General features: G+C 70.6%; 22 protein-coding genes and 2 pseudogenes. 12 read left to right on the forward strand and 12 right to left on the reverse strand.

All coding sequences use genetic code 11. The features are described 5' to 3' along the window. Nucleotides 1-9 precede the first annotated feature (9 nt). Nucleotides 10-1,365: a metallopeptidase TldD-related protein gene (locus FHR33_RS45825; protein ID WP_183662326.1), complete on the forward strand. Its 1,356-nt coding sequence runs from the start codon at nucleotides 10-12 to the stop codon at nucleotides 1,363-1,365. A gap of 36 nt (nucleotides 1,366-1,401) precedes the next feature. On the opposite strand, the gene FHR33_RS45830 is transcribed toward FHR33_RS45825, so the two are convergent. Together FHR33_RS45830 and FHR33_RS45835 are read right to left on the reverse strand one after the other, a co-directional pair. After that, nucleotides 1,402-2,424: a linear amide C-N hydrolase gene (locus FHR33_RS45830; RefSeq protein ID WP_183661806.1), complete on the reverse strand. Its 1,023-nt coding sequence runs from the start codon at nucleotides 2,422-2,424 to the stop codon at nucleotides 1,402-1,404. Between the two features lie 96 nt (nucleotides 2,425-2,520). Next, nucleotides 2,521-2,733 carry a dodecin gene (locus FHR33_RS45835; RefSeq protein WP_183661808.1) on the reverse strand — a complete coding sequence of 71 codons (213 nt, stop codon included), beginning with the start codon at nucleotides 2,731-2,733 and terminating at the stop codon, nucleotides 2,521-2,523. A 99-nt stretch (nucleotides 2,734-2,832) separates the two neighbouring features. Between FHR33_RS45835 and FHR33_RS45840 the strand changes: the two genes are divergently transcribed. Further along, nucleotides 2,833-3,147, forward strand: a complete 315-nt coding sequence (locus tag FHR33_RS45840; RefSeq protein ID WP_183661810.1) for a DUF3099 domain-containing protein — start codon at nucleotides 2,833-2,835, stop codon at nucleotides 3,145-3,147. A gap of 257 nt (nucleotides 3,148-3,404) precedes the next feature. Here FHR33_RS45840 and FHR33_RS45845 read toward each other — a convergent pair whose 3' ends face one another. From FHR33_RS45845 to FHR33_RS45855, 3 genes are all read right to left on the reverse strand, one after another. Next, entirely contained in the window at nucleotides 3,405-3,662 is a 258-nt protein-coding gene (locus tag FHR33_RS45845; RefSeq protein WP_183661812.1) for a DUF6457 domain-containing protein, read from the reverse strand. Continuing rightward, nucleotides 3,659-4,294 carry a molybdenum cofactor guanylyltransferase gene (gene mobA, locus FHR33_RS45850; RefSeq protein ID WP_183661814.1) on the reverse strand — a complete coding sequence of 212 codons (636 nt, stop codon included), beginning with the start codon at nucleotides 4,292-4,294 and terminating at the stop codon, nucleotides 3,659-3,661. Before mobA ends, FHR33_RS45845 begins: the two co-directional genes overlap by 4 nt. 96 nt (nucleotides 4,295-4,390) lie before the next feature. Then, nucleotides 4,391-5,551 (reverse strand): acyl-CoA dehydrogenase family protein, encoded by a 1,161-nt coding sequence (locus FHR33_RS45855; protein WP_183661815.1) that lies wholly within the window; start codon nucleotides 5,549-5,551, stop codon nucleotides 4,391-4,393. Between the two features lie 72 nt (nucleotides 5,552-5,623). On the opposite strand from FHR33_RS45855, the gene FHR33_RS45860 reads away from it, so the two are divergent. From FHR33_RS45860 to FHR33_RS45870, 3 genes are all read left to right on the forward strand, one after another. Further along, complete coding sequence (locus FHR33_RS45860) at nucleotides 5,624-6,736, forward strand: CaiB/BaiF CoA transferase family protein (RefSeq protein WP_183661817.1); 1,113 nt, start codon at nucleotides 5,624-5,626, stop codon at nucleotides 6,734-6,736. Further along, nucleotides 6,733-7,395, forward strand: a complete 663-nt coding sequence (locus tag FHR33_RS45865; RefSeq protein ID WP_183661819.1) for a GntR family transcriptional regulator — start codon at nucleotides 6,733-6,735, stop codon at nucleotides 7,393-7,395. The genes FHR33_RS45860 and FHR33_RS45865 overlap by 4 nt, the downstream gene beginning before the upstream one ends. Before the next feature lie 154 nt (nucleotides 7,396-7,549). Further along, complete coding sequence (locus tag FHR33_RS45870) at nucleotides 7,550-8,485, forward strand: LLM class flavin-dependent oxidoreductase (RefSeq protein ID WP_312896078.1); 936 nt, start codon at nucleotides 7,550-7,552, stop codon at nucleotides 8,483-8,485. Here the strand turns inward: FHR33_RS45870 and moaA are convergent. Continuing rightward, nucleotides 8,472-9,461, reverse strand: a complete 990-nt coding sequence (moaA, locus tag FHR33_RS45875) for a GTP 3',8-cyclase MoaA (RefSeq protein ID WP_183661823.1) — start codon at nucleotides 9,459-9,461, stop codon at nucleotides 8,472-8,474. The genes FHR33_RS45870 and moaA overlap by 14 nt on opposite strands. Nucleotides 9,462-9,652: 191 nt before the next feature. Here moaA and FHR33_RS45880 point away from each other — a divergent pair, with 191 nt between their 5' ends. Beyond that, complete coding sequence (locus tag FHR33_RS45880; RefSeq protein WP_183661825.1) at nucleotides 9,653-10,810, forward strand: RtcB family protein; 1,158 nt, start codon at nucleotides 9,653-9,655, stop codon at nucleotides 10,808-10,810. A gap of 166 nt (nucleotides 10,811-10,976) precedes the next feature. Beyond that, the gene (locus tag FHR33_RS45885) at nucleotides 10,977-11,639 is read left to right on the forward strand and encodes a hypothetical protein (RefSeq protein WP_183661827.1); all 663 of its coding nucleotides are present in this window, start codon (nucleotides 10,977-10,979) and stop codon (nucleotides 11,637-11,639) included. Between the two features lie 44 nt (nucleotides 11,640-11,683). On the opposite strand, the gene FHR33_RS45890 is transcribed toward FHR33_RS45885, so the two are convergent. From FHR33_RS45890 to FHR33_RS53050, 5 genes and pseudogenes are all read right to left on the reverse strand, one after another. Then, complete coding sequence (locus FHR33_RS45890) at nucleotides 11,684-12,541, reverse strand: aldo/keto reductase (protein WP_183661829.1); 858 nt, start codon at nucleotides 12,539-12,541, stop codon at nucleotides 11,684-11,686. Nucleotides 12,542-12,635: 94 nt separating this feature from the next. After that, nucleotides 12,636-13,118 carry a hypothetical protein gene (locus FHR33_RS45895; RefSeq protein WP_183661831.1) on the reverse strand — a complete coding sequence of 161 codons (483 nt, stop codon included), beginning with the start codon at nucleotides 13,116-13,118 and terminating at the stop codon, nucleotides 12,636-12,638. Between the two features lie 116 nt (nucleotides 13,119-13,234). Continuing rightward, the gene (locus tag FHR33_RS45900) at nucleotides 13,235-13,792 is read right to left on the reverse strand and encodes a hypothetical protein (protein ID WP_183661833.1); all 558 of its coding nucleotides are present in this window, start codon (nucleotides 13,790-13,792) and stop codon (nucleotides 13,235-13,237) included. Between the two features lie 766 nt (nucleotides 13,793-14,558). Further along, entirely contained in the window at nucleotides 14,559-15,320 is a 762-nt protein-coding gene (locus FHR33_RS53045) for an AMP-binding protein (RefSeq protein WP_312896079.1), read from the reverse strand. Nucleotides 15,321-15,495: 175 nt separating this feature from the next. Continuing rightward, nucleotides 15,496-16,389, reverse strand: a pseudogene (locus tag FHR33_RS53050) (AMP-binding protein); the annotation flags it as partial. A gap of 148 nt (nucleotides 16,390-16,537) precedes the next feature. Between FHR33_RS53050 and FHR33_RS45910 the strand changes: the two are divergent. The 3 genes and pseudogenes from FHR33_RS45910 (at nucleotide 16,538) to FHR33_RS51320 (ending at nucleotide 18,655) form a co-directional block, all read left to right on the forward strand. Next, nucleotides 16,538-18,034: a peptide MFS transporter gene (locus FHR33_RS45910; protein WP_183661835.1), complete on the forward strand. Its 1,497-nt coding sequence runs from the start codon at nucleotides 16,538-16,540 to the stop codon at nucleotides 18,032-18,034. A gap of 62 nt (nucleotides 18,035-18,096) precedes the next feature. Further along, nucleotides 18,097-18,210 (forward strand): annotated as a pseudogene (locus FHR33_RS51315) (TRIC cation channel family protein); the annotation flags it as partial. Between the two features lie 169 nt (nucleotides 18,211-18,379). Next, nucleotides 18,380-18,655 carry a trimeric intracellular cation channel family protein gene (locus tag FHR33_RS51320; RefSeq protein WP_246453842.1) on the forward strand — a complete coding sequence of 92 codons (276 nt, stop codon included), beginning with the start codon at nucleotides 18,380-18,382 and terminating at the stop codon, nucleotides 18,653-18,655. On the opposite strand, the gene yczR is transcribed toward FHR33_RS51320, so the two are convergent. Beyond that, a complete protein-coding gene (gene yczR / locus FHR33_RS45920; protein WP_183661837.1) occupies nucleotides 18,639-20,072 on the reverse strand; it encodes a MocR-like transcription factor YczR in 1,434 nt (477 codons plus the stop codon). The two genes, FHR33_RS51320 and yczR, sit on opposite strands and share 17 nt — an antisense overlap. A 63-nt stretch (nucleotides 20,073-20,135) precedes the next feature. On the opposite strand from yczR, the gene yczE reads away from it, so the two are divergent. Further along, nucleotides 20,136-20,747 carry a membrane protein YczE gene (yczE, locus tag FHR33_RS45925; RefSeq protein WP_246453715.1) on the forward strand — a complete coding sequence of 204 codons (612 nt, stop codon included), beginning with the start codon at nucleotides 20,136-20,138 and terminating at the stop codon, nucleotides 20,745-20,747. A 50-nt stretch (nucleotides 20,748-20,797) separates the two neighbouring features. Next, nucleotides 20,798-22,552, forward strand: a complete 1,755-nt coding sequence (locus FHR33_RS45930; RefSeq protein ID WP_183661841.1) for a glycoside hydrolase family 15 protein — start codon at nucleotides 20,798-20,800, stop codon at nucleotides 22,550-22,552. Nucleotides 22,553-22,563 lie beyond the last annotated feature (11 nt).

Raw genomic sequence — 22,563 nt, forward strand, 5'->3', positions numbered from 1 at the left:
CCTCAGGAAATGGTCGAGAGGGCGCTCGAGCTCTCCCAGGCCGACGACTGCGTCGTCATCGTGGACGAGGGCTCGACGGCCAACCTGCGCTTCGCGGGCAACACGCTCACCACCAACGGCGTCGCCAGGTCGGCGCAGCTGACCGTGATCTCGATCGTGGGCGCGGGCGTCGGCGTGGTGTCCCGCGCGGCCGTCAGGCCCGAGCAGCTGCCCGAGGTGGTCGCCGCGGCCGACGCGGCGGCGCGCGAGGCGCAGCCGGCCGAGGACGTCAGGCCCCTGGTGGAGGGGGCGGGCTCGAGCGCCAACTGGGTCGAGCCCGTGCTGCCCACCTCGATCGGGGTCTTCGGCGACTTCGCCCCCGCTCTCGGTGAGACGTTCGCCGCCGCGGAGGCGGGCGGCAGGAAGCTGTACGGCTTCGCCGAGCACACGCTGACCTCCACCTTCGTCGGCTCGTCGAGGGGCCTGCGGCTGCGCCACGACCAGCCGACGGGGCGTCTCGAGCTCAACGCCAAGTCCGCCGACCTCAAGCGCTCGGCCTGGGCGGGTGTGGCCACCCGCGACTTCTCCGACGTCGACGTGGCCGCGCTCGACTCCTCGCTGGCCCAGCGCCTCGAGTGGGCCAAGAACCGGGTCGACCTGCCGGCCGGCCGCTACGAGACGCTGCTGCCGCCGAGCGCGGTCGCCGACCTGATGATCTACATGCTGTGGTCGAGCGGCGCGCGTGACGCGCTCGACGGCCGCACGGTCTTCTCCAAGCCGGGCGGCGGCACCCGCGTCGGCGAGCGCCTCGCCCAGCTGCCCGTCACGCTGAGCAGCGACCCCGCCGCCCCCGGCATCGAGTGCGCGCCGTTCGTGACCGCCCACGCGCCCAGCCGCCGCAGCTCGGTCTTCGACAACGGCCTGCCGCTGGCGGCGACCGACTGGGTGAAGGACGGCACGCTGACCGCCCTCATGCAGACCCGCCACTCGGCCGAGCTGAGCGGTCTGCCCGTGACGCCGTCGATCGACAACCTGATCATGCGGGGCGGCGAGGGCGGCAGGTCGCTGGAGGAGATGATCGCCTCCACCGAGCGCGGACTGCTGGTGACCTGCCTGTGGTACATCCGCGAGGTCGACCCGCAGACGCTCCTGCTGACCGGCCTGACCCGCGACGGGGTCTACCTGGTCGAGCACGGCGAGGTGGTCGGCGAGGTCAACAACTTCAGGTTCAACGAGAGCCCGGTCGACCTGCTGGGCCGCCTGAGCGAGGTCGGGGCCGCCCAGCAGACGCTGCCGCGCGAGTGGAACGACTACTTCACCCGCACGATCATGCCGCCGGTCAGGGTGCCCGACTTCAACATGTCGACGGTCAGCCAGGCCAACTGATCCGCCTCTCGCGGTGCGCCGCCTGCCCTGGCGCGATCACAGGGTCAGGCGGTGCACCCGGTTCCACCGCTTGGCCGTCACCAGCCTGGCGGTGCCCTTGTTGAGGTCGTAGACGATCGACCAGCGGGTGTGGCCCTGGGCCACGCTCTTCAGCAGGTCGAGCCCGTCGGCCTTCGAGTCGACCGTCGCGGTGAGTCGCCTGTGGCGGTCGTCGGGGGTGCCGCTGACGACGCTCCAGTTGGTCAGGACGCGGTCGTCGCGGACATGCATTCTGCCCTCGCCGTACTCCACGACGGCCGACGCGCCGCTCTTGTCGGCGAGCAGGTAGTGCACCTGGGGTCCGCCGGCGAAGTCGACGTTGTAGGTGCGCATCAGCGCCAGCGCCTCCTTGACCGTGGCCGCCCTGTCCAGCAGGACCCGGATGATCCGCACGCTGCTCACCGTGGGCCTGCCCTTCATCGGGGCGGGCAGCTCGGCGGTCGGGGTGGCGGCCAGGCCGACGGCCAGGCCCTTCTCGTTCATGCCGTCGAAGGGAGCCAGCACCGCGTGCCCGAGCCTTCGCCGCTCGACCGGGTCGCCGAGGTCGGCGGGGCCGGTCTTGCCGAGCACGTAGTAGGCGTCGGCCACCGACAGGGAGGCGTAGCCGTCCGGCGGGTCGGCGCGCACGACGATGGCGGGATTGTCGTCCCAGTCGAAGTTGCGGCCGAACTCGGCGCCCCTGTGGAACAGCGAGCAGGCCCACCCCTCGGCCTTCCTGCCGAGTTCGTCCTCGGTCAGCGGCGCCTCGACGTCGTAGCCGCCGTGGAAGGTCATCTCGTACATCGGCAGGTCGTCAAGCCGCCTCATGCTCGCGCTGGTGCGAGCGACCTCGTCGGCGCTCTGCCGCAGCACCGGCGCGGAGGTGGCCTTCACGGGAGCCGCCTTCCCTGTCACGGCCTGGCCCGCCCTCTCCTGTCCCGCCGTGCCGGCGGCCGAACAGGCGGTCGCCAGCGGTACGGCCAGCGCCAGCGCCGCGAGCAGCGAGGCGGTGGAGCGTAGCGCCCGTAAGGCCGGTGTCATCAAGTGGTCCCTTCGCCGAGCTGGCAGCCCCCTTCATATCAGAGTGTGCCGCGCGGGCCCGGCGAAGTCACGTCCGGCGCGAAACGGTGAAGAAGATCAGGCGTCCTCGAGCCTGAAGCCCACCTTCATCCCCACCTGGTAGTGGGCCACCTCGCCCTGTTCGATGTGGCCCCTGATCTCCGTGACCTCGAACCAGTCGAGGTGCCGCAGCGTCTGCGCGGCCCTGCGGATGCCGTTGCGGACGGCGTCGTCGAGGCTCTCCGCCGACGTGCCGACTATCTCGGTCACCCGGTACGTACGATCCGACATAGCTCTTCCTCCCTTACCCGAAAGCCATGATCGCATGACCTGCCGCGCCGTCCAGGGGCGCCGTCGCACCCGTGCCGTCCGAGGTCTACGGTGGAAGACGTGAAGGGTTTGCGGCGCGAGCGGGACGTCCACCGGGTGACCGACGCCCGGCCGTCTCTCAGCGCGGACATCAACCGCAGGGAAAAGATCTACCTCATCCAGATGGGCATCCGCACGATCTGCCTGATCCTGGCCGTCGTGGTGCCGGTGCCCTGGCCGTTCAGGCTGCTGTTCATCGCGGGAGCCATCTTTTTGCCATACATAGCCGTAATCGGTGCCAATGAGCGAGGCAAGGATGCCCCGCCTCCGACCTTTTCCAGCCCCGCGCCTGACCAACAGGAGATTCCACTCCACCGACGCGAGATCGGGTCGTGACTAAGTCTTGACGCATCCCATGGGTTGTAGGTGTACGCTTTAGCCAAGCGCTCCGGTCCCCCGTCGGAGTGCTGGTGCCGGCGTTCCGGGCCCCCGTCGGAACGCCGATGAAGCGAAGCCGGGTGGTTTGCCCCCGTAACCACCCGGCTTCGCCCTTTTCTCAGTCATTTTGTTTCCGACTGTTCGGTCGGATAGGCGTGCTTTCCCGAAATCGTTTGCTCGGGTTCACAGCAAACCTTCAGGTTTGACCGCGATCATCAGCCGTCGGTCAAGGTCTCTGTCGTGGCCCGTTCCCAGTTGCGGGCCAGCGTCGTGATGCGCTCGACGGCGTCCTCGGGCGCGGTGCCCGACCCCTGGGCCAGCCCGAGCAGGTAGGCGGTCAGCGGCGCGGCGGGCCTGGCGACGCCGTGGGCGACCTCCTTGGTCAGTTCGAGGATGAGGTCCCTGTCGACGGAGGCGGGATCGACGCCCAGCTCCTTGCAGGCCAGCGCGGTCCATTCGCTCAGCACGTTCATGTGTGGTGTGGCGAGCGCTCGCCCGCCTCGGGCCCTGAGCTCACGCCACCCCTCCTTTCGGGCGGTCGGTGCGGGTCGTCGCCGGTCTGCGTGAGGCTCCGCAGATCGTCCATTGTGTCGCAGTCGAGCCAGGGCGTGCCGGGCAGGCGCAGCCGTACGGGGTCGAGGGGGGCGAGCAGGCCGTGCAGGGAGCGGCCCTCGTAGTCCTCCAGCGCCGCGCGCAGCGCGGCGGTCCGCCACACCCCCGCCAGCCACTGCTCACGCCCGCCGTCATCGAGCAGGACGGCCCCGGCGGCCCGCTCCGGCGTGTCGGCGGCGTCGAGGAGCGCGATGACGTGCTCGGGCAGCAGCAGCGGCAGGTCGCCGGCCAGCAGCGCCATCCAGGGCGCCGCCGCCATGGCCAGCCCCGCGCGCAGCGCGGGAACGGGGCCGCCGCCGGGCGGGTCCTCGCGGGTGAAGAGCGCCCCCGGCAGGTCGCGCGGCGGGCCGACGACGACCAGGCGTTCCGCGTGGGGAACGGCGGCCGCCACCCGCTCCACCAGGCTCCTGCCGCCGACCAGCAGGCCGGGCTTGTCCCTGCCGCCCATCCGGGTGGCCGCCCCGCCGGCGAGGATGATCGCGTCATGCCGCATGTGTCACACGCTACGACGTTCACGGGCGGATCACCCACCCCCTCCGACGTTGGACGGCGCCCTCGTCCAGCGCGGCCCGACCGGCGGGAGGCTGCGTCAGGTGAAGGCGGCGTGGCCGGTCAGCGCCTTGCCCAGGACGAGCGCGTGGATCTCCGAGGTGCCCTCGTAGGTGAGCACCGACTCCAGGTTCACCGCATGCCTGATCACCGGGTACTCCAGAGTGATGCCGCTGGCGCCCAGGATGGTCCTGCAGGTCCTGGCGATCTCCAGGGCCTCGCGCACGTTGTTGAGCTTGCCCGCGCTGACCTGCTCGGGTGTGATCGTGCCCGCCTCCTTCAACCTGCCCAGGTGGACGGCCAGCAGCAGCCCCTTGCCCAGCTCGAGGGCCATGTCGGCGAGCTTGTCCTGGGTGAGCTGGAAGGAGGCGAGGGGCCTGCCGAACACCTCGCGCTCGCCCGCGTAGGCGATCGCGGTCTCCAGGCAGTCGAGCGCCGCGCCCATCGCGCCGAACACGATGCCGAACCTGGCCTCGTTCAGGCAGCGCAGCGGTCCCGACAGACCGAGGGCGCCCGGCAGGACGGCCTCCTGCGACAGCCGTACGGAGTCGAGGACCAGCTCGCTGGTCACGGAGGCGCGCAGGGAGACCTTGTGCTTGAGGTCCGTGGCGGTGAAGCCGGGCGTGCCCGCCGGAACGAGGAAGCCGCGGATGCCCTCCTCGGTCTGCGCCCACACCACGGCCACGTCGGAGACCGAGCCGTTGGTGATCCACATCTTGGTGCCGTTCAGCACCCAGTCGCCTCCCTCGCGCTTGGCGCTGGTGCGCATGCCGGCCGGATCGGAGCCGAAGTCGGGCTCGGTGAGGCCGAAGCAGCCGATCCGCTCGCCGGCGGCCATGGCGGGCAGCCACTCGTTCTTCTGCTCCTCGCTGCCGTAGCGCCAGATGGCGTACATGGCCAGCGAGCCCTGCACCGAGACCAGGCTGCGCAGGCCCGAGTCGGCGGCCTCCAGCTCCAGGCAGGCCAGGCCGTAGGAGACCGCGCCCAGGCCCGCGCAGCCGTAGCCCTCCAGGTGCATCCCGAGCACGCCCAGCTCGCCGAACCTGCGAGCCAGCTCCCTGGCGGGGATCTGGCCCTCCTCGAACCAGGTGGTGAGGTTGGGGCGCAGCTCGCGGTCGCACACGCGGCGGACGGCGCTCCTGATCTCGCGCTCCTCCTCGGTCAGGAGCCCGTCGACGGCGAACAGGGTGGTGGGGTGCATGGGTCGAACCCTCCGGCTAGATTGGATCCAATATTGAATATCCAACATGACACAGCCTAGGGTGCGTTGACTATGGAGAGTCTTGGCGGCCTGCTGGTGGCCGACTTCAGCAGGGTGCTGGCGGGGCCCTACGCGACGATGCTGCTGGCCGACCTGGGCGCGGACGTGGTGAAGATCGAGCGGCCCGACGGCGGCGACGACACGCGGGCCTGGGGCCCGCCGTACGCCGACGGGCAGGCGACCTACTTCCTCGGCGTCAACCGCAACAAGCGCTCGATAGCCCTCGACCTGCGTGACGCCGGCGACCTGGAGGTGGCCAGGGCGCTGGTCGCCCGCGCCGACGTGCTGGTGGAGAACTTCAGGCCGGGCACGATGGAGCGGCTGGGGCTCGGCTACGAGCAGGTGAGCGCGGCCAACCCCGGGCTCGTCTACTGCTCGGTGACCGGGTTCGGCGCGGGCAAGGGCGCCGAACTGCCCGGCTACGACCTGGTGGTGCAGGCGGTGGGCGGGCTCATGAGCGTGACGGGCGAGCCCTCGGGGCCGGGGACCAAGACGGGCGTGGCCCTGGTCGACGTGATCACCGGGCTGCACGCCGCGCTCGGCGTGCTCGCCGCCCTCCGCCACCGCGACGCGACGGGGCGAGGACAGCGCGTGGAGGTGTCCCTGCTGACCTCGCTGCTGTCGGCGCTGGCCAACCACGCCTCCGCCTTCGCCGCGGCGGGGGTGGTGCCGCGGGCGATGGGCAACAGGCACCCCAGCATCGTGCCGTACGAGGTCTTCGAGGCCGCCGACCGGCAGATCGTGATCGCGGCGGGCAACGACAGGCAGTTCCGCGCCCTGTGCGAGGTGCTGGACAGGCAGGACCTGGCCGCCGATCCCCGCTACACGACGAACGCGGGCAGGGTCGCCGACCGGCTGACGCTGGTGCCCGAGCTGTCGCGGACGCTGGCCACCGCGTCGGCCGACACGTGGTTCGCCGCACTCACCTCGGCGGGGGTCCCCTGCGGGCCGATCAACGACGTGGCGGGGGCCTTCGCGCTGGCCTCGTCGCTGGGCTTCGAGCCCGTGGTGGACGGCCAGGTGGCCAACCCCATCGCGATGGGTCGCACGCCCGCCTCCTACCGGCTGCCGCCTCCTGGCCTCGGACAGGACGCCGCATGGGTCCGTGAGATATTGGGGCGATGAGCTCGGTCGAAGAACGGCGCAGGCCGCCCACGGCGCAGCAGTTCGTGCTCGCCGAGCTCCGCAGGGCGATCACCACGGGCAGGCTGCGTCCAGGCAGCCCGATCAGGCAGGACGCCCTGGCGGAGGAGTTCGACGTCAGCAGGGTGCCGCTGCGCGAGGCGCTGAAGACGCTCCACGGCGAGGGCCTGGTCACCTACCAGGCGCACCGCGGCTACTTCGTGGAGACGCTGTCTCTCGACGACCTGCTCGAGGTCTACCGCATCCGCGAACTGCTGGAGGAGGAGGCGGTACGCAAGGCCGTCCAGCGGCTCGGCGAGGACGATCTGCTGCGGCTCGAGCGGGCGCAGGCGGAGGTCGAGCGCTTCGCCGCGACGGGCCAGGTGCAGGAGATGGCCGGCGCGAACAGGGTCTTCCACATGACGCTGTTCGAGTGCTCAGGGATGCCGCGTCTGGTCCGGCTGATCAGGACCCTGTGGGACTCCACCGACGCCTACCGCTCGCTCTACTACGGCGAGGGCGGCAACAGGGAGCGCGTCGTGGCCGAGCATCGGGGCGTGCTCGACGCGCTGCGGCGGGGCGCCGCCGACGAGGTGGTCAGCAGGCTGGACGAGCACCGCGCCCACGCGGTCGCGGCCCTGTCCACCGTCCTCACCCCCTGACCCGCCTCTGCCCTTCGCGGCCCTGGCGTGGTCGCTCCTCGACTCCTCGATCATGAGCGCGTCGGCGAGGGCCCGCCCCAGCCTTGCGCCCTCCGCGGACCGCGCGGGAGCCCCGAATCGGGAATCCCTCCGCGCCCGGCGTGTTGCACGAGAGGTGACAAAGCTGTCGATCCTCGACCGATCCCTCGTCAGACAGGGACACGACCCCGCGCGGGCACTGCGCGACACCGTCACGTTCGCCAGGCAGGCCGAGGCGCTCGGCTACCACCGGTTCTGGGTGTCGGAGCATCACGCGGTGCCCGGCGTGGCCGGCTCGGCGCCCACCGTGCTGGCCTCGGCCGTGGCGGCGGCGACCTCGCGGATCAGGGTGGGCACGGGCGGCGTCATGCTGCCCAACCACCGGCCGCTGGTGGTGGCCGAGCAGTTCGGCGTCCTCGACGCGCTCTACCCCGGGCGGATCGACATGGGCCTGGGCAGGTCCGTCGGCTTCACCGGCGGCATCAGGCGCGCGCTGGGCCACGACAAGCAGGACGCGGAGAACTTCGCCGAGCAGATCGAGGAGCTGCTCGACTACTTCACCAGGGGCAGGGACGGCGTGCACGCCATGCCCGCCGAAGGCAGGAAGGTGCCCGCCTTCGTCCTGGCGATCGGATCGGGCGCGGACGTCGCCGCCGAACTCGGACTCCCCCTCGTGATCGGCGGAGGCAGGGCCGAGGAGGGCGCCAGGCGCTACAGGGAGCGGGTGAAGGGCACGCCGTACGTGATCGTGGCGGCCAACATCGCCGTCGGCGAGGACGCGCACCTGCTGCAACTGCCGGAGGCCTGGGCCACCGCCCACTCACGCACGCGCGGCGTCTTCCCGCCGCTGCGCTCCCCGGAGGAGATCCTGTCGATGGAGCTGACCGAGCGCGAGCGCACCTACCTCGACGAGGCGCTGCGGGGACAGATTCACGGCACCGAGGAGCAGGTGGCGCGGCGACTGCACGAGCTGGTGGAGCGGACCGGCGCCGACGAGGTGCTGGTGACGATGAACACCTACGACCTCGACCGGCGCCTGGACTCCTACCGGCGGCTGATCAGCCTCCGATAGCCGACATCGGCCTGGAGGGCTGCAGGAAGGACGGGTCGTCGATGCCGTGCCCTGCCCGCTTGCCGCGCACCGCGGCGATCCAGCGCTCGGCCAGCTCCTCGTCGCCCGCCCCTGCGCGCAGCGCGGCCTTGAGGTCGGACTCCTCCCTGGCGAACAGGCAGTTGCGGATCTGGCCGTCGGCGGTCAGCCGTACCCGGTCGCAGGCTCCGCAGAACGGACGGGTCACCGAGCCGATGACGCCCACCCGCGCGGGGCCGCCGTCGACGAGGAAGCGCTCGGCGGGCGCGCTGCCGCGCTCCTCCAGATCGTCGGCGCACAGGTCGACCTCGGTCTGCAGCAGCGTGAGGATCTCGTCGGCGGTCACCATGTCGGCGCGGTTCCAGCCGTGCTGGGCGTCGAGCGGCATCTGCTCGATGAAGCGCAGCTCGTAGCCTCGCTCGAGGCAGAAGCGCAACAGCGGCACCGCCTCGTGGTCGTTGATGCCGCGCATCAGCACCGCGTTGACCTTGACGGGACGCAGCCCCGCCCGGTCGGCGGCCTCCAGCCCCGCGACGACGTCCTCGAACCTGTCGCGGTGGGCCAGGCGCTTGAACGTCTCGCGGTCAAGGGTGTCGAGGGAGACGTTGACCCGGTCGAGACCGGCCTCGGCCAGCGCGCCCGCCAGCTTGGCCAGGCCGATGCCGTTGGTGGTGAGCGACACCTGCGGCTTGGGGCGCAGCGCGGCCGTACGGGCCACGATGTCGACCAGCTCCCTGCGCAGCAGCGGCTCGCCGCCGGTGTAACGCACCTCGGTGATGCCCAGACGCTCGACGCCGATCGTGACCAGCCTGACGATCTCGTCGGCGGTCAGCAGCTGGGCGTTGGGCAGCCAGTCGAGCCCTTCGGGCGGCATGCAGTAGGTGCAGCGCAGGTTGCACTTGTCGGTGAGTGACACCCGAAGGTCGGTCGCCACCCTGCCGAAGGAGTCCTTCAGCACAGGCAGGTCACCTCCTAGCTTTCCGAGGGGAACATCAGTTCAGCCTATTCCATCCCCCCGACAACGGACCGAGCCCCCGCCGCTCGACTCCCGCGGGCCACCAGGAGGCGAAATCCCCTGGCGATAAAATGGATGGGATTTCCTTCCTGGTCCCGCCAGACTGATCAACAACCAGTAAGGAGATTCCTCACATGCCGCCGAACCAGCCCGCACCGAACCTGCTGTCGTGGGCCAGCGAGATCGACGAAGGCGCGATCACGCAGGCCGCCCGTGCCGCGCGCCTGCCATTCGTTTCCGGCCACGTCGCTCTCATGCCCGACGCGCATGTCGGCATCGGCGCAACAGTCGGCTCGGTCATTCCGACCGAGGGCGCGATCATTCCCGCGGCCGTGGGCGTCGACATCGGCTGCGGCATGGTCGCCACGGAGACCACCCTCACCGCCGCCGACCTTCCCGACAGCCTGGCCGCGTTGATGCCCATGGTGGAGCACCGCATCCCGGCCGGCGTCGGCAAGGGCCACGCCGACCCCTCGATGGATCGCGCCCTGGGCGAGCTCGGGCTCCCCCACACCGACCTGAACCCCAAGCTGACGAAGAAGGTGTCCGACCAGTTCGGCACCCTCGGCTCCGGCAACCACTTCGTGGAGGTCTGCCTCGACGAGCGCGACAGGGTCTGGACGGTGCTGCACTCAGGTTCGCGCGGCATCGGCAACCAGCTGGCCACGATGCACATCGTGGGCGCCAAGAAGCTGATGAAGAAGCAGGCGATCGGGCTCGAGGACCCCGACCTGGCCTACCTGGTCCAGAGCACGCCCGAGTTCACCGCCTACATCGAGGACATGCTGTGGGCCCAGCGCTACGCCATGGCCTCGCGCGCCCGGATGGACAAGGTCCTGATCAACGCGCTGTTCCGGGTCGTCGGCAAGGGCCAGCGGGTCCGCACCATCAACTGCCATCACAACTTTACCCAGCAGGAGACCCACTACGGCAAGTCTCTCTGGATCACCCGCAAGGGAGCCATCAAGGCCGACACGGGCGACGAGGGAGTGATCCCCGGTTCGATGGGCACGCGCTCGTACATCGTGCGCGGCCGGGGGAACCCCGAGTCGTACAACTCCTGCTCTCACGGTGCGGGCCGCCGGATGTCGCGCACCAAGGCGAAGCGGGAGCTGTCCGCGGCCTCCCTGACCCAGGCGATGAGCGGCCGTGTCTGGAACCAGGACCGCGCGGCCGCCCTGGTGGACGAGCACCCCGAGGCGTACAAGTCCATCGACCAGGTCATGGCCGACCAGAAGGATCTGGTGGAGGTCCAGCACACCTTGCGCCAGATCTTCAACTACAAGGGCTGATGTCATGGAGGCTCGCGCCCGAGCGGCGGGGGCCTCCACCACGCGCGATCCCCGGCTCTGTGGAGGGTGTCGGCCATGCTGCCCCTGCAGCTGGCCACGACCTTCTGACCGCCGGGTGCCAAGCCCCTTCGGGAACCATCCGGGACTCCCGTGCCTCTAAACGTTCATGTACTTAAAGAAGATCATCGCCATCGTCGCCGCCTGCGCCGCCGTCTCCGTCGCGGCGCCTGTCCACGCTGGCACGCCGCTGCCCAAGGGGTTTCTGCTGGGAGAGCAGGCGGTGGCCGACGACGAGGCCGAGGACGAGGGCCCCCACGACTACGAGGACTACTGGGGCGTCGACAACAGGCTGAAGCAGCCGTTCGCCGTCCCGCCGTGCTCCACCAGCGTCCTGCCAGGCCTCGCGGCCTGGCCGAAGATCGGCCTGAAGGGGCGCCTGGCCGCCAGGAACGTCCAGCACAGCACCCAGGAGTTCGTTCACAGCGTCGAGCAGGTGATCCTGTACTCCTCCGCCAAGAACGCCGAACGGGCGATGCGGGAGTTCAAGGCCGGCTGGGAGCGCTGCCGCAAGGGCCGCAAGAACGCGCAGGGCGACGTCTTCCGCCGCAGCCTGACCGGCACCGCCCTCGGCGACCAGGCGTGGAAGAGCAGGGGGACCTCCACAGGGGTCGACCAGGACGACGCCGCGGTGATCGTCCGCCGCGCCAACGCGGTGATCGTGTACCTGCACCCGCGGGACGGCAAGCCGTCGCCCAAGGACTTCCCCCCGCTGGTCGCCTCCGCCAGGACGATGCTGGCGAAGATCTGCCAGGTCGCGGCCTGCGGCTGACGCCGCAACCCGCGAGGTCGTCATCCGCGCGCACCTTCTGGGAGCTAGCCCAGGCGAGCGAGCTCCTCGCCGGTCAGGGTGAGGTCGGCGGCGGCCACCGAGTCCAGGATGCTCTCGGGGCGGCTGGCGCCCGGGATCGGGATCACCACGCGGCTGCGGGCCAGCTCCCACGCCAGGCACACCCGCTGCGGCGACACCCCCCGCTCGGCGGCCACCTCGTTGAACACCGCGTGCGCGTCGCCGAGCCGGGCGGCCGACGTGATGCCGCCCAGCGGCGACCACGGCAGGAACGCGACGCCGAGCTCCTCGCAGACGTCGATCTCCTGCTCGCTGCTGCGGAAACGGGGAGAGTACTCGTTCTGCACGCTGGCCAGCCGTCCGCCGAGGATGTCGTGGGCCTGCCTGATCTGGGCGGGGTCGGCGTTGGAGATGCCCGCCAGCCTGATCTTCCCCTCGTCGAGCAGCTCGCGCAGCGCCCCGATGCTCTCCTCGTACGGCACCGCCGGGTCCGGCCTGTGGTGCTGGTAGAGCCCGATGGCCTCGACGCCCAGTGCCTTCAACGACCTCTCGCAGGCCCTTCGCAGGTAGTCGCGGCTGCCGTCCAGGCCCCAGCCGTCGCCGCCGGTCCTGGTGTGGCCGCCCTTGGTCGCCACGAGGACCGTGTCGCGGTCGCCGCTCCACAGCTCCAGCGCCCGCGCCACGAGCCGCTCGTTGTGGCCCGTCTCGGCGGTGGTGGGCGCGTAGGCGTCGGCGGTGTCGATCAGGGTGACCCCCGCGTCGAGCGCGGCGTGGATCGTCCTGATCGAGCGCCCCTCGTCGGGCATGTGGCCGGCCACGGACATCGGCATGGCGCCCAGGCCGATGGCGCTGACGGACAGGTCGGCGATCAGTCGAGTCTTCATGCGGCACATCCTGGCCGATGGAGTTCACTCCAGGTCAAGCGCGCCACAGGGGAAAGGCCCCGATCCAGGTGGATCGGGGCCTTTCGTGGTGGTGCTAGTGACGGATGACCTTCACCCAGTCGGTGGCCTCGGTCGGCCTGAGGTACCAGGCGCCCTCGAACACCGCCCGCCACGTGCCGGAGGTCCAGGCCCGCTCCCTGGTGGAGAAGTACCCGTCGCGGTGGGTGCGGACGGTCTCGACGTGCTCCCAGCCGCGCGAGCCGTCGGCCTTGAACAGGATCACGATGCTCTTGCCGGCCAGTCGCTTCCAGCCGCCCGCCCGCTTGCAGTGGTCGGCGTGGGTGACCACGACGAAGCCGTCGATGTAGTCCTGCTCGCACTCGACGGAGAGCTTGCCTCTGATCGAGATGCCGCGTCCCTCCCATGCGGGCTCGGGGCCGACGTCGAGCGACAGCCTGGTGTGGCCGCCGTCCCAGTCGGGGTCGTGCCCCGGGTCCGCGGAGGCGGGCGCCGCCGTGGCGAGCACCGAGACGCCCAGCGCGGCGGCCGCTGCGCCGGCGGCCAGTCGTCGCATCATGTGGAACTTCCTCTCCCCGTGGGTGACGCGCTCGGGACAGAGTGCGTCAATACCAATGACGCGTAAAGGTAAAGGAAAGTTGGCGCAAAACCGGTAACGATCAGATAAAGGACGGTTTAGCTACGGGTTCCGGCCTGCTCCGCGGCGTAGCTGTCGTTTCCTGCGTAGTGCACCTTCCACTGGCCGTGCATCCTGCCGTCCACGCGCCGCTCGAAGCGTCCGGTGGCGGCGGTGTCCACGGTGGCCACCTGCTGCCACTCCTCGGTCTCGGTGCGCCGATAGGAGATCTCCAGCCGCTGCTTGCCGAAGGGCGCGAAGTCGGCGTACCCGTTGGGGTCCACCCGCCTCAAGGTGCCGCTCAGCCGGACGGCCTTGGCTCCGCGCACCCTGTCGATCTCCAGATCGCCGAGTTTGGTCTCGTGACGGAGGTTGAAGGTGTGGTGCTCGGTGACCGTGCTGCCGTCCTCGGCCTTGGCGGTCGCGGTGATCGTCCAGACGCCCGAGGGGTAGAAGCGGGTCAGTCCCTGTGACGGCATGAAGCGCCAGGTCTCCCAGCCGTCGCCGACCCGCTGCGGCTGCACGCCCGGCGTGGCGAGCTCCTCGGGCGCGACCGGCAGCTGCACGGCGGGCTGACCCATGGGCGCGGGCGGCGCCTGGGGCTTGAGGGCCGACACCGCGGCCGGCGTACCGGCGGGACGGCCAGGAGCGAGCGGCGCAGGAGCGACGGCGGGACGGCCAGACGTACCCGGCGCAGGAGCCGGCGCAGGAGCGACCGCAGGACGGCCAGACGTACCCGGCGCAGGAGCCACCGCAGGACGGCCAGACGTAGCCGGCGCAGGAGCCACCGCAGGACGGCCAGACGTAGCCGGCGCAGGAGCCACCGCAGGACGACCGGGAGTAGCCGGTGCCGCAGGACGGCCGGATGCCGATGCCGCAGGACGGCCGGATGCCTGCGCCGCAGGACGGCCGGATGCCTGCGCCGCAGGACGGCCGGATGCCGGTGCCTTCACGGCAGGGGTGAGCGCCACCGACGGCGACGGCCGCAGGGCGGGCGTGAGCGCTGGGGCCGGGGTGGTCCCAGGCGAGGGCAGGGCCTCGGGAACGGGCCCGAAGGTCGGGCCGCCGTCGATCGGCTTCTTTCCGGGTACGGGCTTCGGCGGGGCGCCGGGTTCGACCTTGACCGACACCCCGTTCTTTGCCGCGCCCTTCGCCACGACGTCGATCACGAGCTTCACCGAGCCACGTGCCCCCACCACGGGTTCGGCGGGCCTCACCGTGATCTCTTTGATTGCGAGGGTGGCGGGAGCGTCGACCAGCACGGGACCGGTCAGTGCTCCCGCCACCAGCGACGCGAGTAGAACTGTCTTGGTCATGTGCAGGACGGTAGGAACCGTCCGGCAATGGCAGGGGGCGAGACACACGCCCCTGTTGGTAAAGGTGTCAACCGGTGTAGAGCTCCTCGATCACTTCCGCGTACTTCGCGTGGATGACCCTGCGCTTGAGCTTCAGGCTGGGCGTGAGCTCGGAGGTCTCGGCCGTCCACTCCGCGGGCAGCAGCGCCCATCGCTTGACCTGCTGCACCCTGGCCAGTTTCGCGTTGGCCGTCTCGACGGCCGCCTCGACGGCCTTGAGCACGTCGGGGTGTCCGACCAGCTCGGCCATCGAGGTGTAGGCGATGCCCTGCGCCTGGGCCCAGCCCGGCGCGATCTCCCCGTCGAGGGTGAGGATCGCCACGGGGAAGGGCCTGTTGTCGCCGTAGGCGAGCGCCTGGCCGATGAGCGGGTGCTCCTTCAGGTAGTTCTCGATCGCCGCAGGCGAGATGTTCTCGCCGCCCGCGGTGATGATGAGCTCCTTCTTGCGGTCGACGACCCGGTAGAAGCCGTCGTCGTCGACGGTGCCGATGTCGCCGGTGTGCAGCCAGCCGTCGGCGTCGATCAGCTCCTCGGCCGCCCTGCCGAGGTAGCCGCTGGTGTTGAGCGGGCTTCGGGTGAGGATCTCGCCGTCCTCGCCCAGGCGCACCTCGACGCCGGGCTCGGGCCTGCCGACCGAGCCGAGCTTGTAGACGGCGGGGCTGTTGGCGGTGAACGCGCCGGTCGTCTCGGTCATGCCGTAGACGTCGATGACCCTGAGGCCGAGCCCTGCGAAGAAGCCGCGCACCTCGTCGGGCAGCGGGGGCCGCGCCCGTGGCCGTCCACTCGGCACGGTCGAAGCCGATCATGCCGCGGACGATGGACAGCAGCGCGGCGTCGGCGGCCTCGTAGGCGGCCTGGATCTCGGGGGTGACGGTGTGGCCGTACTGGCCCGCCTCGATGTAGGCGCGCCCCGCCGCCATGGCCTGCCTGACCTGCTCCTGCTGCTCCTCGGGCTGGGTGGACAGCAGCGCCTGGAGCTTGGCCATCATCTTCTCCCAGACCCGCGGCACGCCGAAGAACATCATCGGCCGCACCTGCCCGAGCGCGGCGCCGAGGTTGGCCAGGTCGGTGCAGAAGTGCACGTGGGAGACCTTGGTCAGCGGCAGGTAGAGGCTGAGGACGCGCTCGGCGATGTGGGCGTAGGTCAGGTAGGAGATCTGCGTGCCCTGCGTGGGCAGCGCGGTCATGCGGTCGGTGGCCGCGCACTCGTAGAAGGCGTTGGCGTGGGTCAGCGGCACGCCCTTCGGCATGCCGGTGGTTCCCGAGGTGTAGAGCACGGTGAGCACGTCGCCCGGCGTGACCGCCCGCCAGCGCTCCTCGACGGCGGAGTGGCCCTCGGCCAGCCTGGCCCTGCCGAGTTCGAGGAAGTCGGCCCAGCTCATGAAGAGCTCGCCGGTCGGCGTGCCGTCGAGCACGATGATCTTGCGCAGGCCGGGCACCTCGCCCAGCACCGGGTCCCACCTGGCCAGGTCCGCCGCGCCACCGAGCACCGCGTACCTGGCGCCCACGTCGTTGGCGACGTAGGAGATCTGGTCGGGGGCGAAGGTGGAGTAGACCGAGCACGGCATGCCGCCCGCGTGCACCGCGCCGAGGTCGGCGAGCACGTGCTCGCTGCGGTTGACCATCATCAGCGCCACGGCGTCGCCCGGCTCCATGCCCAGCGCCATGAAGCCGGCGGCGATCTCGAGCACCCGCTGCCTGGCCTGGCCGTAGGTCAGCGTGCTCCATCCGCCCTCGGCCGGATCGGAGTAGGCGGGCGAGTCGGGATAGCGCTCGACGATCTGCCTGAGCTGCTCACATACCGTCCGGCCGGCGATCTCCCGCAGGATCTCGGCCTGTACCTCAAGGACATCGGCCATAGCGCGCCCTCCACGTCAGTGCTCACTTGCACGAGTGGGATGCATCGCACCACACGCGTCGAGCCCCGACAAGCCCTGGGCAGGGGACAAGAACACCTCATGACGTAGAGTAGTTGATCACATACGTAACATGTCGTCGGGGGGCGGGATGAAGGCGGAGGAAAAGACGTTTTTCGGGCATCCGTGGGGGCTGGCCACGCTGTTCGGCACGGAGATGTGGGAGCGGTTCAGCTTCTACGGCATGCGGGCCGTCCTGGCCGCCTTCCTCATGGCTCCCGCCGTCCGCAACGGTCTCGGCCTTCCGGAGGCCACGGCCTTCGCGATCGTGGGCGTCTACCAGGGCATGGTCTACCTGACGGCGCTGCCGGGCGGCTGGCTGGCCGACCGGGTGCTCGGCGCCCGCAGGGCGGTTCTGCTGGGCGGAGTCATCATCATGTCCGGCCACATCAGCATGGCGATCCCGGTGCGCAGCCCGGTCTTCGTCTACCTGGGCCTGCTGCTCATCGTCTCCGGCACGGGACTGCTCAAGCCCAACGTCTCCGGCATGGTCGGCTACCTCTACAGGGAAGACCAGGACGCCAGGCGCGACTCGGGCTTCTCGCTGTTCTACATGGGCATCAACATCGGCGCGCTGGCCGGCATCAGCCTGACGCCCGTGCTGGCCGGCGACAGGAACTGGCACCTGGCCTTCGGCTCGGCCGCGGTCGGCATGGCGCTGGGCCTGATCTGGTACACGCTGGGCAAGCGCAGCCTGCACGGCGCGGGCGAGCGGGTGCCGCAGCCGCTGTCGGCCGAGGAGCGGCGCGGGGCCGTCAAGTGGGTGCTCGTCGGGCTGGTCACGCTCGCGGTGCTGGCCGCGCTGCTGGCCGTGACCGGCCTGTTCACCGAGGACGGCGTCACCTGGACGGTGACCGCGATCATCGCGCTCATCACGATCTTCTACCTGTCGTACATCATGCACGGCGGGCACGGCATCACCCCGCTGGAGCGGCGCAGGTTCGGCGCCTACATCTACCTGTTCTTCGCCGCCGTCATCTTCTGGATGATCTTCGACCTGGCTCCAGGACCCGTGACGGACTTCGCGATGAAGAGCGTGGACCTGACCTTCTTCGGCTTCACCATCCCCGCGGGCTGGACGCAGAATTTCAACTCGTTGTTCGTCATCGTCTTCTCCCCCGTCTTCGCCGCGATCTGGCTGACCAGATGGGGCAGCAGGGTGAGCGCCCCGTTGAAGTTCACCTTCGCGCTGTTCATGGCGGGCCTGAGCTTCGTCGTGCTGGCCACCGCCGCCAACGTCGCCTCAGGCGGGGTCAGGGTGTCCATCCTGTGGTTGATGGTGATGTACCTCATGCAGACCGTCGGCGAGCTGACGCTCAGCCCCGTGGGCCTGTCGGTCTCCACCAAGCTCGCCCCCCACCACTTCAAGGGCCAGATCCTGGGCGTGTGGTTCCTGGCCGCGGCGCTGGGCGACGCGATCGGCGGCCAGACCTACCGGCTGACCGGCTTCCTGTCGCTCACGCAGTACTACCTGGTGCTCGGCGGCGTGGCGCTGGCGGCGGGCCTGATCCTGCTGATGTTCGTGCGCAGGCTGAAGGCGCTCATGGGGGACGAGGACGTGGCCCCCGGCCAGGCACTGACACACTGATCGTCGTGTCGGAACTGCTCGATCTCGCCGGAATCCTCGTCTTCGCCCTGTCAGGCGCCCTCATGGGCGTGCGCAAACGCCTCGACGTGGTGGGCATGGCGGTGCTGGCCTCGATGACCGCGCTCGGCGGCGGCATCATGCGCGACCTGATACTCAACGTGCCGCCGGCCGCCTTCCAGAGCCTGGGTTACGTGCTGGTGCCCATCGGGGCCACGGCGATCGTCTTCTTCTGGCACCCGCAGGTCGCCCGCATCATGCCGCTCCTGCTCGTCCTCGACGCCGCGGGCCCTCGGCCTGTTCTGCGCGGTCGGCACGGAGAAGGCGCTGCTGTACGACCTGTCGCCGCTGCACGCGGCCCTGCTCGGTGTGACCACCGCCGTCGGAGGGGGCGTGCTGCGCGACATGCTGGCGGGCGAGATCCCGACACTGCTCTACGACCGCCAGCTCTACGCCGTGCCCGCGATGCTCGGCTCGGCGGCGATGGCCGCCTTCTTCGAGCTCGGCCTGCACGGCTGGCCCGCCGTGCTGGCCTCCGCCGTCCTGGCCTTCGGGCTGCGCATCCTGGCCATGAAGTACGGCTGGCGCGCCCCGCTGGCCAGCGGGGTCACACCATCCGAATGAGCGGGTCGGCCGGGCGCGAGCCGACGGGGCCGGTGGCGCGGGCCTCGGCGAGACGGGCCACCGCCTCGGTGATGACCTGGGGCGACTGGGTGAAGGGCAGGCGGAGGTAGCCCTCGAGAGTGCCGCTCACGCCGAACCATGGACCAGGCGCGAGCCGTACGCCGTGGTAGGCGGCGGCCTCGGCGAGGGGGGTGGCGCCTTCGCCCGCCAGCCGTACCCACAGGGTGCCGCCGCCGCGCGGCACGGTGAAGGACCACTCGGGCAGGTGCTCGCGCAGCGCCGCCACCAGCGCCGACCTGGAGGCGGTGAGGGAGCGGCGGCGCTCGGCACGGGTCTCCTCGATGCGGTCGAAGAGCCTGGCGACGACGAGCTGGTCGAGCACGGGGCTGGCGATGTCGACGGCCGAGCGGTGCACGGCCAGGCCGCGCGCCAGCGCCGCGGTCGTGCGGATCCAGCCGATGCGCAGCCCGCCCCACCACAGCTTGGAGGCCGAGCCGATGGTGATCACTCTGCTGTCGGTGTCGAAGGCGGCCATCGGCGCCGCCTCGTTCGGCGCGTCGATCCCGAGCTCGGTCCAGGTCTCGTCGACCAGCAGCGTGGTGCCTGCGCGCCTGGCCATGCCGACGACGGCGGCGCGGGTGGCGTTGTCCATCAACGCGCCCGTGGGGTTCTGGAAGTCGGGCATGAGGTAGGCCAGCCGGGGGGCCGACTGGCGCATGGCGCCCGCCATCAGGTCCGGCTGCCAGCCTTCCGCCGTGATGCCGACCGGCACGATGCGCGCGCCGCGGTGGCGGGCGGCGTCGATGGCGTGCGGGTAGGTGGGCGACTCGACGACGACGGGGTCGCCAGGCGTGAGCAGCAGGCTCATGACGAGCTGCAGGGCGTGCTGGGAGCCCGTCGTGACCAGGATCTGCTCGGGGCGCGTGGCCAGGCCCCTCGCGGTGTAGTGGGCCGCGACGCGCTCGCGCAGCGCGGGCAGGCCCATCGGGTCGTAGCCGGTGCCCATGCCGTATCTCGGCAGGTCCTCCATGGCGCCCGCCACCGCCTCGGTCAGCATCGTGGTGGCGGGAGGGGCGGCGCAGTGCATCTGGAGCAGGCCGTCGTCGTCGACCGACAGCCACGGGTTGTCGGCGCACACCGAGGGGTCGGGCAGCGCGGTCCAGCTGCCCGACCCCTGGCGGCTGTCGAGGTAGCCCTGCTCGCGCAGCAGGTCGTAGGCGGCCGTGACCGTCGTGCGGCTGACGCCGAGCTCCTGCGCCAGGTGCCGCTCGGCGGGCATGCGCATCCGCACGGGCACGCTGCCGTCGCGCACCAGCCCCCGCACGCCCTGGGCCAGCGCCCGGTAGAACGGGCGGGCCGAGCGGTCGGTGTCGAGGAGCCGGCCGAGCTGCTGCGCCGACAGGTGACGTTCAGACATAAGGCCACTTTCGCTGATTGGCCCTTTTGATGCAAACCACTGGCCTGGATGATGGGAGGCATTATGAGTGAGATTTCCCTTCCGTCCCTTGGTTCGCTGCCCTCCCGCCTCCTCCGCCTGTACGGCGGCCTGGCCCTGTACGGCACCGGCATCGGCCTTCAGGTGGAGTCGGCCCTGGGCAACGACCCGTGGGACGTCTTCCACCAGGGCCTGGCCGTCAGGACCGGCCTGTCGATCGGCACCTGGATCATCCTGGTGGGCGCGCTGGTCATGCTGCTGTGGATCCCGCTGCGGCAGAAGCCGGGCATCGGCACCATCAGCAACATCATCTTCCTTGGCCTGTTCGCCGACGCCGCCATCTACCTGCTGCCCAGCCCTGGCCACTGGACGGTGGCGTGGGCATACCTGCTGTCGGCCATCGTCGCGGTCGCGCTGGCCACCGTCCTCTACATCGGCGCGGGCATGGGTCCAGGCCCACGCGACGGCGTCATGACTGGCCTGATCAGGCTGGGCCTGTCCGTGCGGCTGGCCCGCTTCCTCATCGAGATCTCTGTCGTGGCGATCGGCTGGCTGCTCGGCGGCACGGTCGGCGTCGGCACGCTGCTCTTCGCCGTGGCGATCGGCCCGATCACGCAGGTGTTCACCCGCTGGTTCCCTCTGCCGGCCCAGCACTGACGGCTCTTCGGGCGTTCGCGGGGGCGGTTGGACCTAGTACCGTCTGGTGCATGCGGATCGAGGACTACGCCCTCATCGGGGACATGCAGTCGGCGGCGCTGGTGGGCCGCGACGGTTCGATCGACTGGCTCTGCCTGCCGAGGTTCGACTCGCCGTCGTGCTTCGCCGCGCTGCTCGGCAGCGAGCGCAACGGCCACTGGTGGCTCGGCCCCACCGGCCGGCCGATGGCCGACAGACGCCGCTACAGGGACGAGACGCTCATCCTGGAGAGCGAGTACGACACCCCCACGGGCACCGTCCGCGTGATCGACTTCATGCCGCCGCGCGACCGCAACCCCGACGTGGTCCGCATCGTCGAGGGGGTGTCGGGCACGGTGGAGATGTCCACCGTGATCAGGATCCGCTTCGACTACGGCAGGATCGTGCCGTGGGTGCGCCGCACCAACGGCCACCTGCAGGCCGTCGGCGGCCCCGACTCCATCTGGCTGCACTCCCCCGTGCCGCTCAAGGGCGGCGACTACGCCCACCGCGCCACCTTCCACGTCAAGGAGGGCGAGCGGGTCGCCTTCGTCTTCACCTGGCATCCCTCGCACGAGCCGATGCCCAGGCTGATCTCCGCCGAGGACCACCTCGTCCAGACCGAGGAGCTGTGGGCCGAGTGGGTGGAGCAGTGCACCTACAAGGGGCCGTGGCGCGAGGCCGTGGTCCGCTCGCTCATCACGCTGAAGGCCCTCACCTACGCCCCGACCGGCGGCATCGTGGCCGCTCCGACGACGTCACTGCCCGAGGACCTGGGCGGGGTGCGCAACTGGGACTACCGCTTCTGCTGGCTGCGTGATGCCACCATGACGCTCGACGCCCTCATCGGCGCGGGCTACCTCGACGAGGCCGCCGCCTGGCGCACCTGGCTGCTGCGGGCCATCGCGGGCAGGCCACAGGACCTGCAGATCATGTACGGCGTGGCCGGCGAGCGCCGCCTGCCCGAGATGGAGCTCGGCTGGCTGGCGGGCTACGAGGACTCCCGTCCCGTGCGCATCGGCAACGGCGCGGTCGAGCAGCTGCAGCTCGACGTCTACGGCGAGGTCATGAACTGCCTCTACCTCGCGCGCACCTCCGGCCTGGCCCCCGACGACAGGGCGTGGTCCATCGGGCGCGAGCTGCTCGACTACGTGGAGGACCACTGGGACGAGCCCGACGAGGGCCTGTGGGAGGTGCGCGGTCCCCGCAGGCACTTCACGCACTCCAAGGTGATGTGCTGGGTGGCGATCGACAGGGCGATCAGGCAGGTCGAGAACTTCGGCCGCACGGGGCCCGTCGAGCGGTGGAAGGCGCTGCGCGCGCAGATCCACGCCGAGATCTGCGACAAGGGCTACGACCCGGTCCGCAACACCTTCACCCAGTCCTACGGCTCGGCCGAGCTCGACGCCTCCTTGCTGCTGATCCCGATCGTGGGCTTCCTGCCGGTGGACGATCCGAGGGTGCGCGGCACGGTGAGCGCGATCGAGAACGAGCTGCTGTCCGACGGCTTCGTGCTGCGTTATCCCGTCGCCGCCGACAACGACGTCGACGGCCTGCCTGGAGGTGAGGGCGCCTTCCTGGCCTGCAGCTTCTGGCTGGTGGAGGTGATGGCCATGCAGGGCAGGAAGGACGAGGCGTGCGAGCTGTTCGACAGGCTCCTGACGCTGCGCAACGACGTGGGACTGCTGGCGGAGGAGTACGACCCCCGCTACGGCCGCCTGGTCGGCAACTTCCCCCAGGCCTTCTCCCACGTGCCCCTCGTCCACGCCGCCCGCGCACTGTCGTAGCCGCCGGGCCT

The organism is Nonomuraea dietziae, assembly GCF_014195505.1.
GTDB lineage: Bacteria > Actinomycetota > Actinomycetes > Streptosporangiales > Streptosporangiaceae > Nonomuraea > Nonomuraea roseola.

Coding starts and splice junctions, on each gene's coding strand:
- FHR33_RS45825 (WP_183662326.1), top strand. CDS start 10: ATGGTCGAGAGGGCGCTCGAGCTCTCCCAGGCCGACGACTGCGTCGTC.
- FHR33_RS45830 (WP_183661806.1), bottom strand. CDS start 2,424: ATGACACCGGCCTTACGGGCGCTACGCTCCACCGCCTCGCTGCTCGCG.
- FHR33_RS45835 (WP_183661808.1), bottom strand. CDS start 2,733: ATGTCGGATCGTACGTACCGGGTGACCGAGATAGTCGGCACGTCGGCG.
- FHR33_RS45845 (WP_183661812.1), bottom strand. CDS start 3,662: ATGAACGTGCTGAGCGAATGGACCGCGCTGGCCTGCAAGGAGCTGGGC.
- mobA (WP_183661814.1), bottom strand. CDS start 4,294: ATGCGGCATGACGCGATCATCCTCGCCGGCGGGGCGGCCACCCGGATG.
- FHR33_RS45855 (WP_183661815.1), bottom strand. CDS start 5,551: ATGCACCCCACCACCCTGTTCGCCGTCGACGGGCTCCTGACCGAGGAG.
- FHR33_RS45860 (WP_183661817.1), top strand. CDS start 5,624: ATGGAGAGTCTTGGCGGCCTGCTGGTGGCCGACTTCAGCAGGGTGCTG.
- FHR33_RS45865 (WP_183661819.1), top strand. CDS start 6,733: ATGAGCTCGGTCGAAGAACGGCGCAGGCCGCCCACGGCGCAGCAGTTC.
- FHR33_RS45880 (WP_183661825.1), top strand. CDS start 9,653: ATGCCGCCGAACCAGCCCGCACCGAACCTGCTGTCGTGGGCCAGCGAG.
- FHR33_RS45885 (WP_183661827.1), top strand. CDS start 10,977: ATGTACTTAAAGAAGATCATCGCCATCGTCGCCGCCTGCGCCGCCGTC.
- FHR33_RS45890 (WP_183661829.1), bottom strand. CDS start 12,541: ATGAAGACTCGACTGATCGCCGACCTGTCCGTCAGCGCCATCGGCCTG.
- FHR33_RS45895 (WP_183661831.1), bottom strand. CDS start 13,118: ATGATGCGACGACTGGCCGCCGGCGCAGCGGCCGCCGCGCTGGGCGTC.
- FHR33_RS45910 (WP_183661835.1), top strand. CDS start 16,538: ATGAAGGCGGAGGAAAAGACGTTTTTCGGGCATCCGTGGGGGCTGGCC.
- yczR (WP_183661837.1), bottom strand. CDS start 20,072: ATGTCTGAACGTCACCTGTCGGCGCAGCAGCTCGGCCGGCTCCTCGAC.
- yczE (WP_246453715.1), top strand. CDS start 20,136: ATGAGTGAGATTTCCCTTCCGTCCCTTGGTTCGCTGCCCTCCCGCCTC.
- FHR33_RS45930 (WP_183661841.1), top strand. CDS start 20,798: ATGCGGATCGAGGACTACGCCCTCATCGGGGACATGCAGTCGGCGGCG.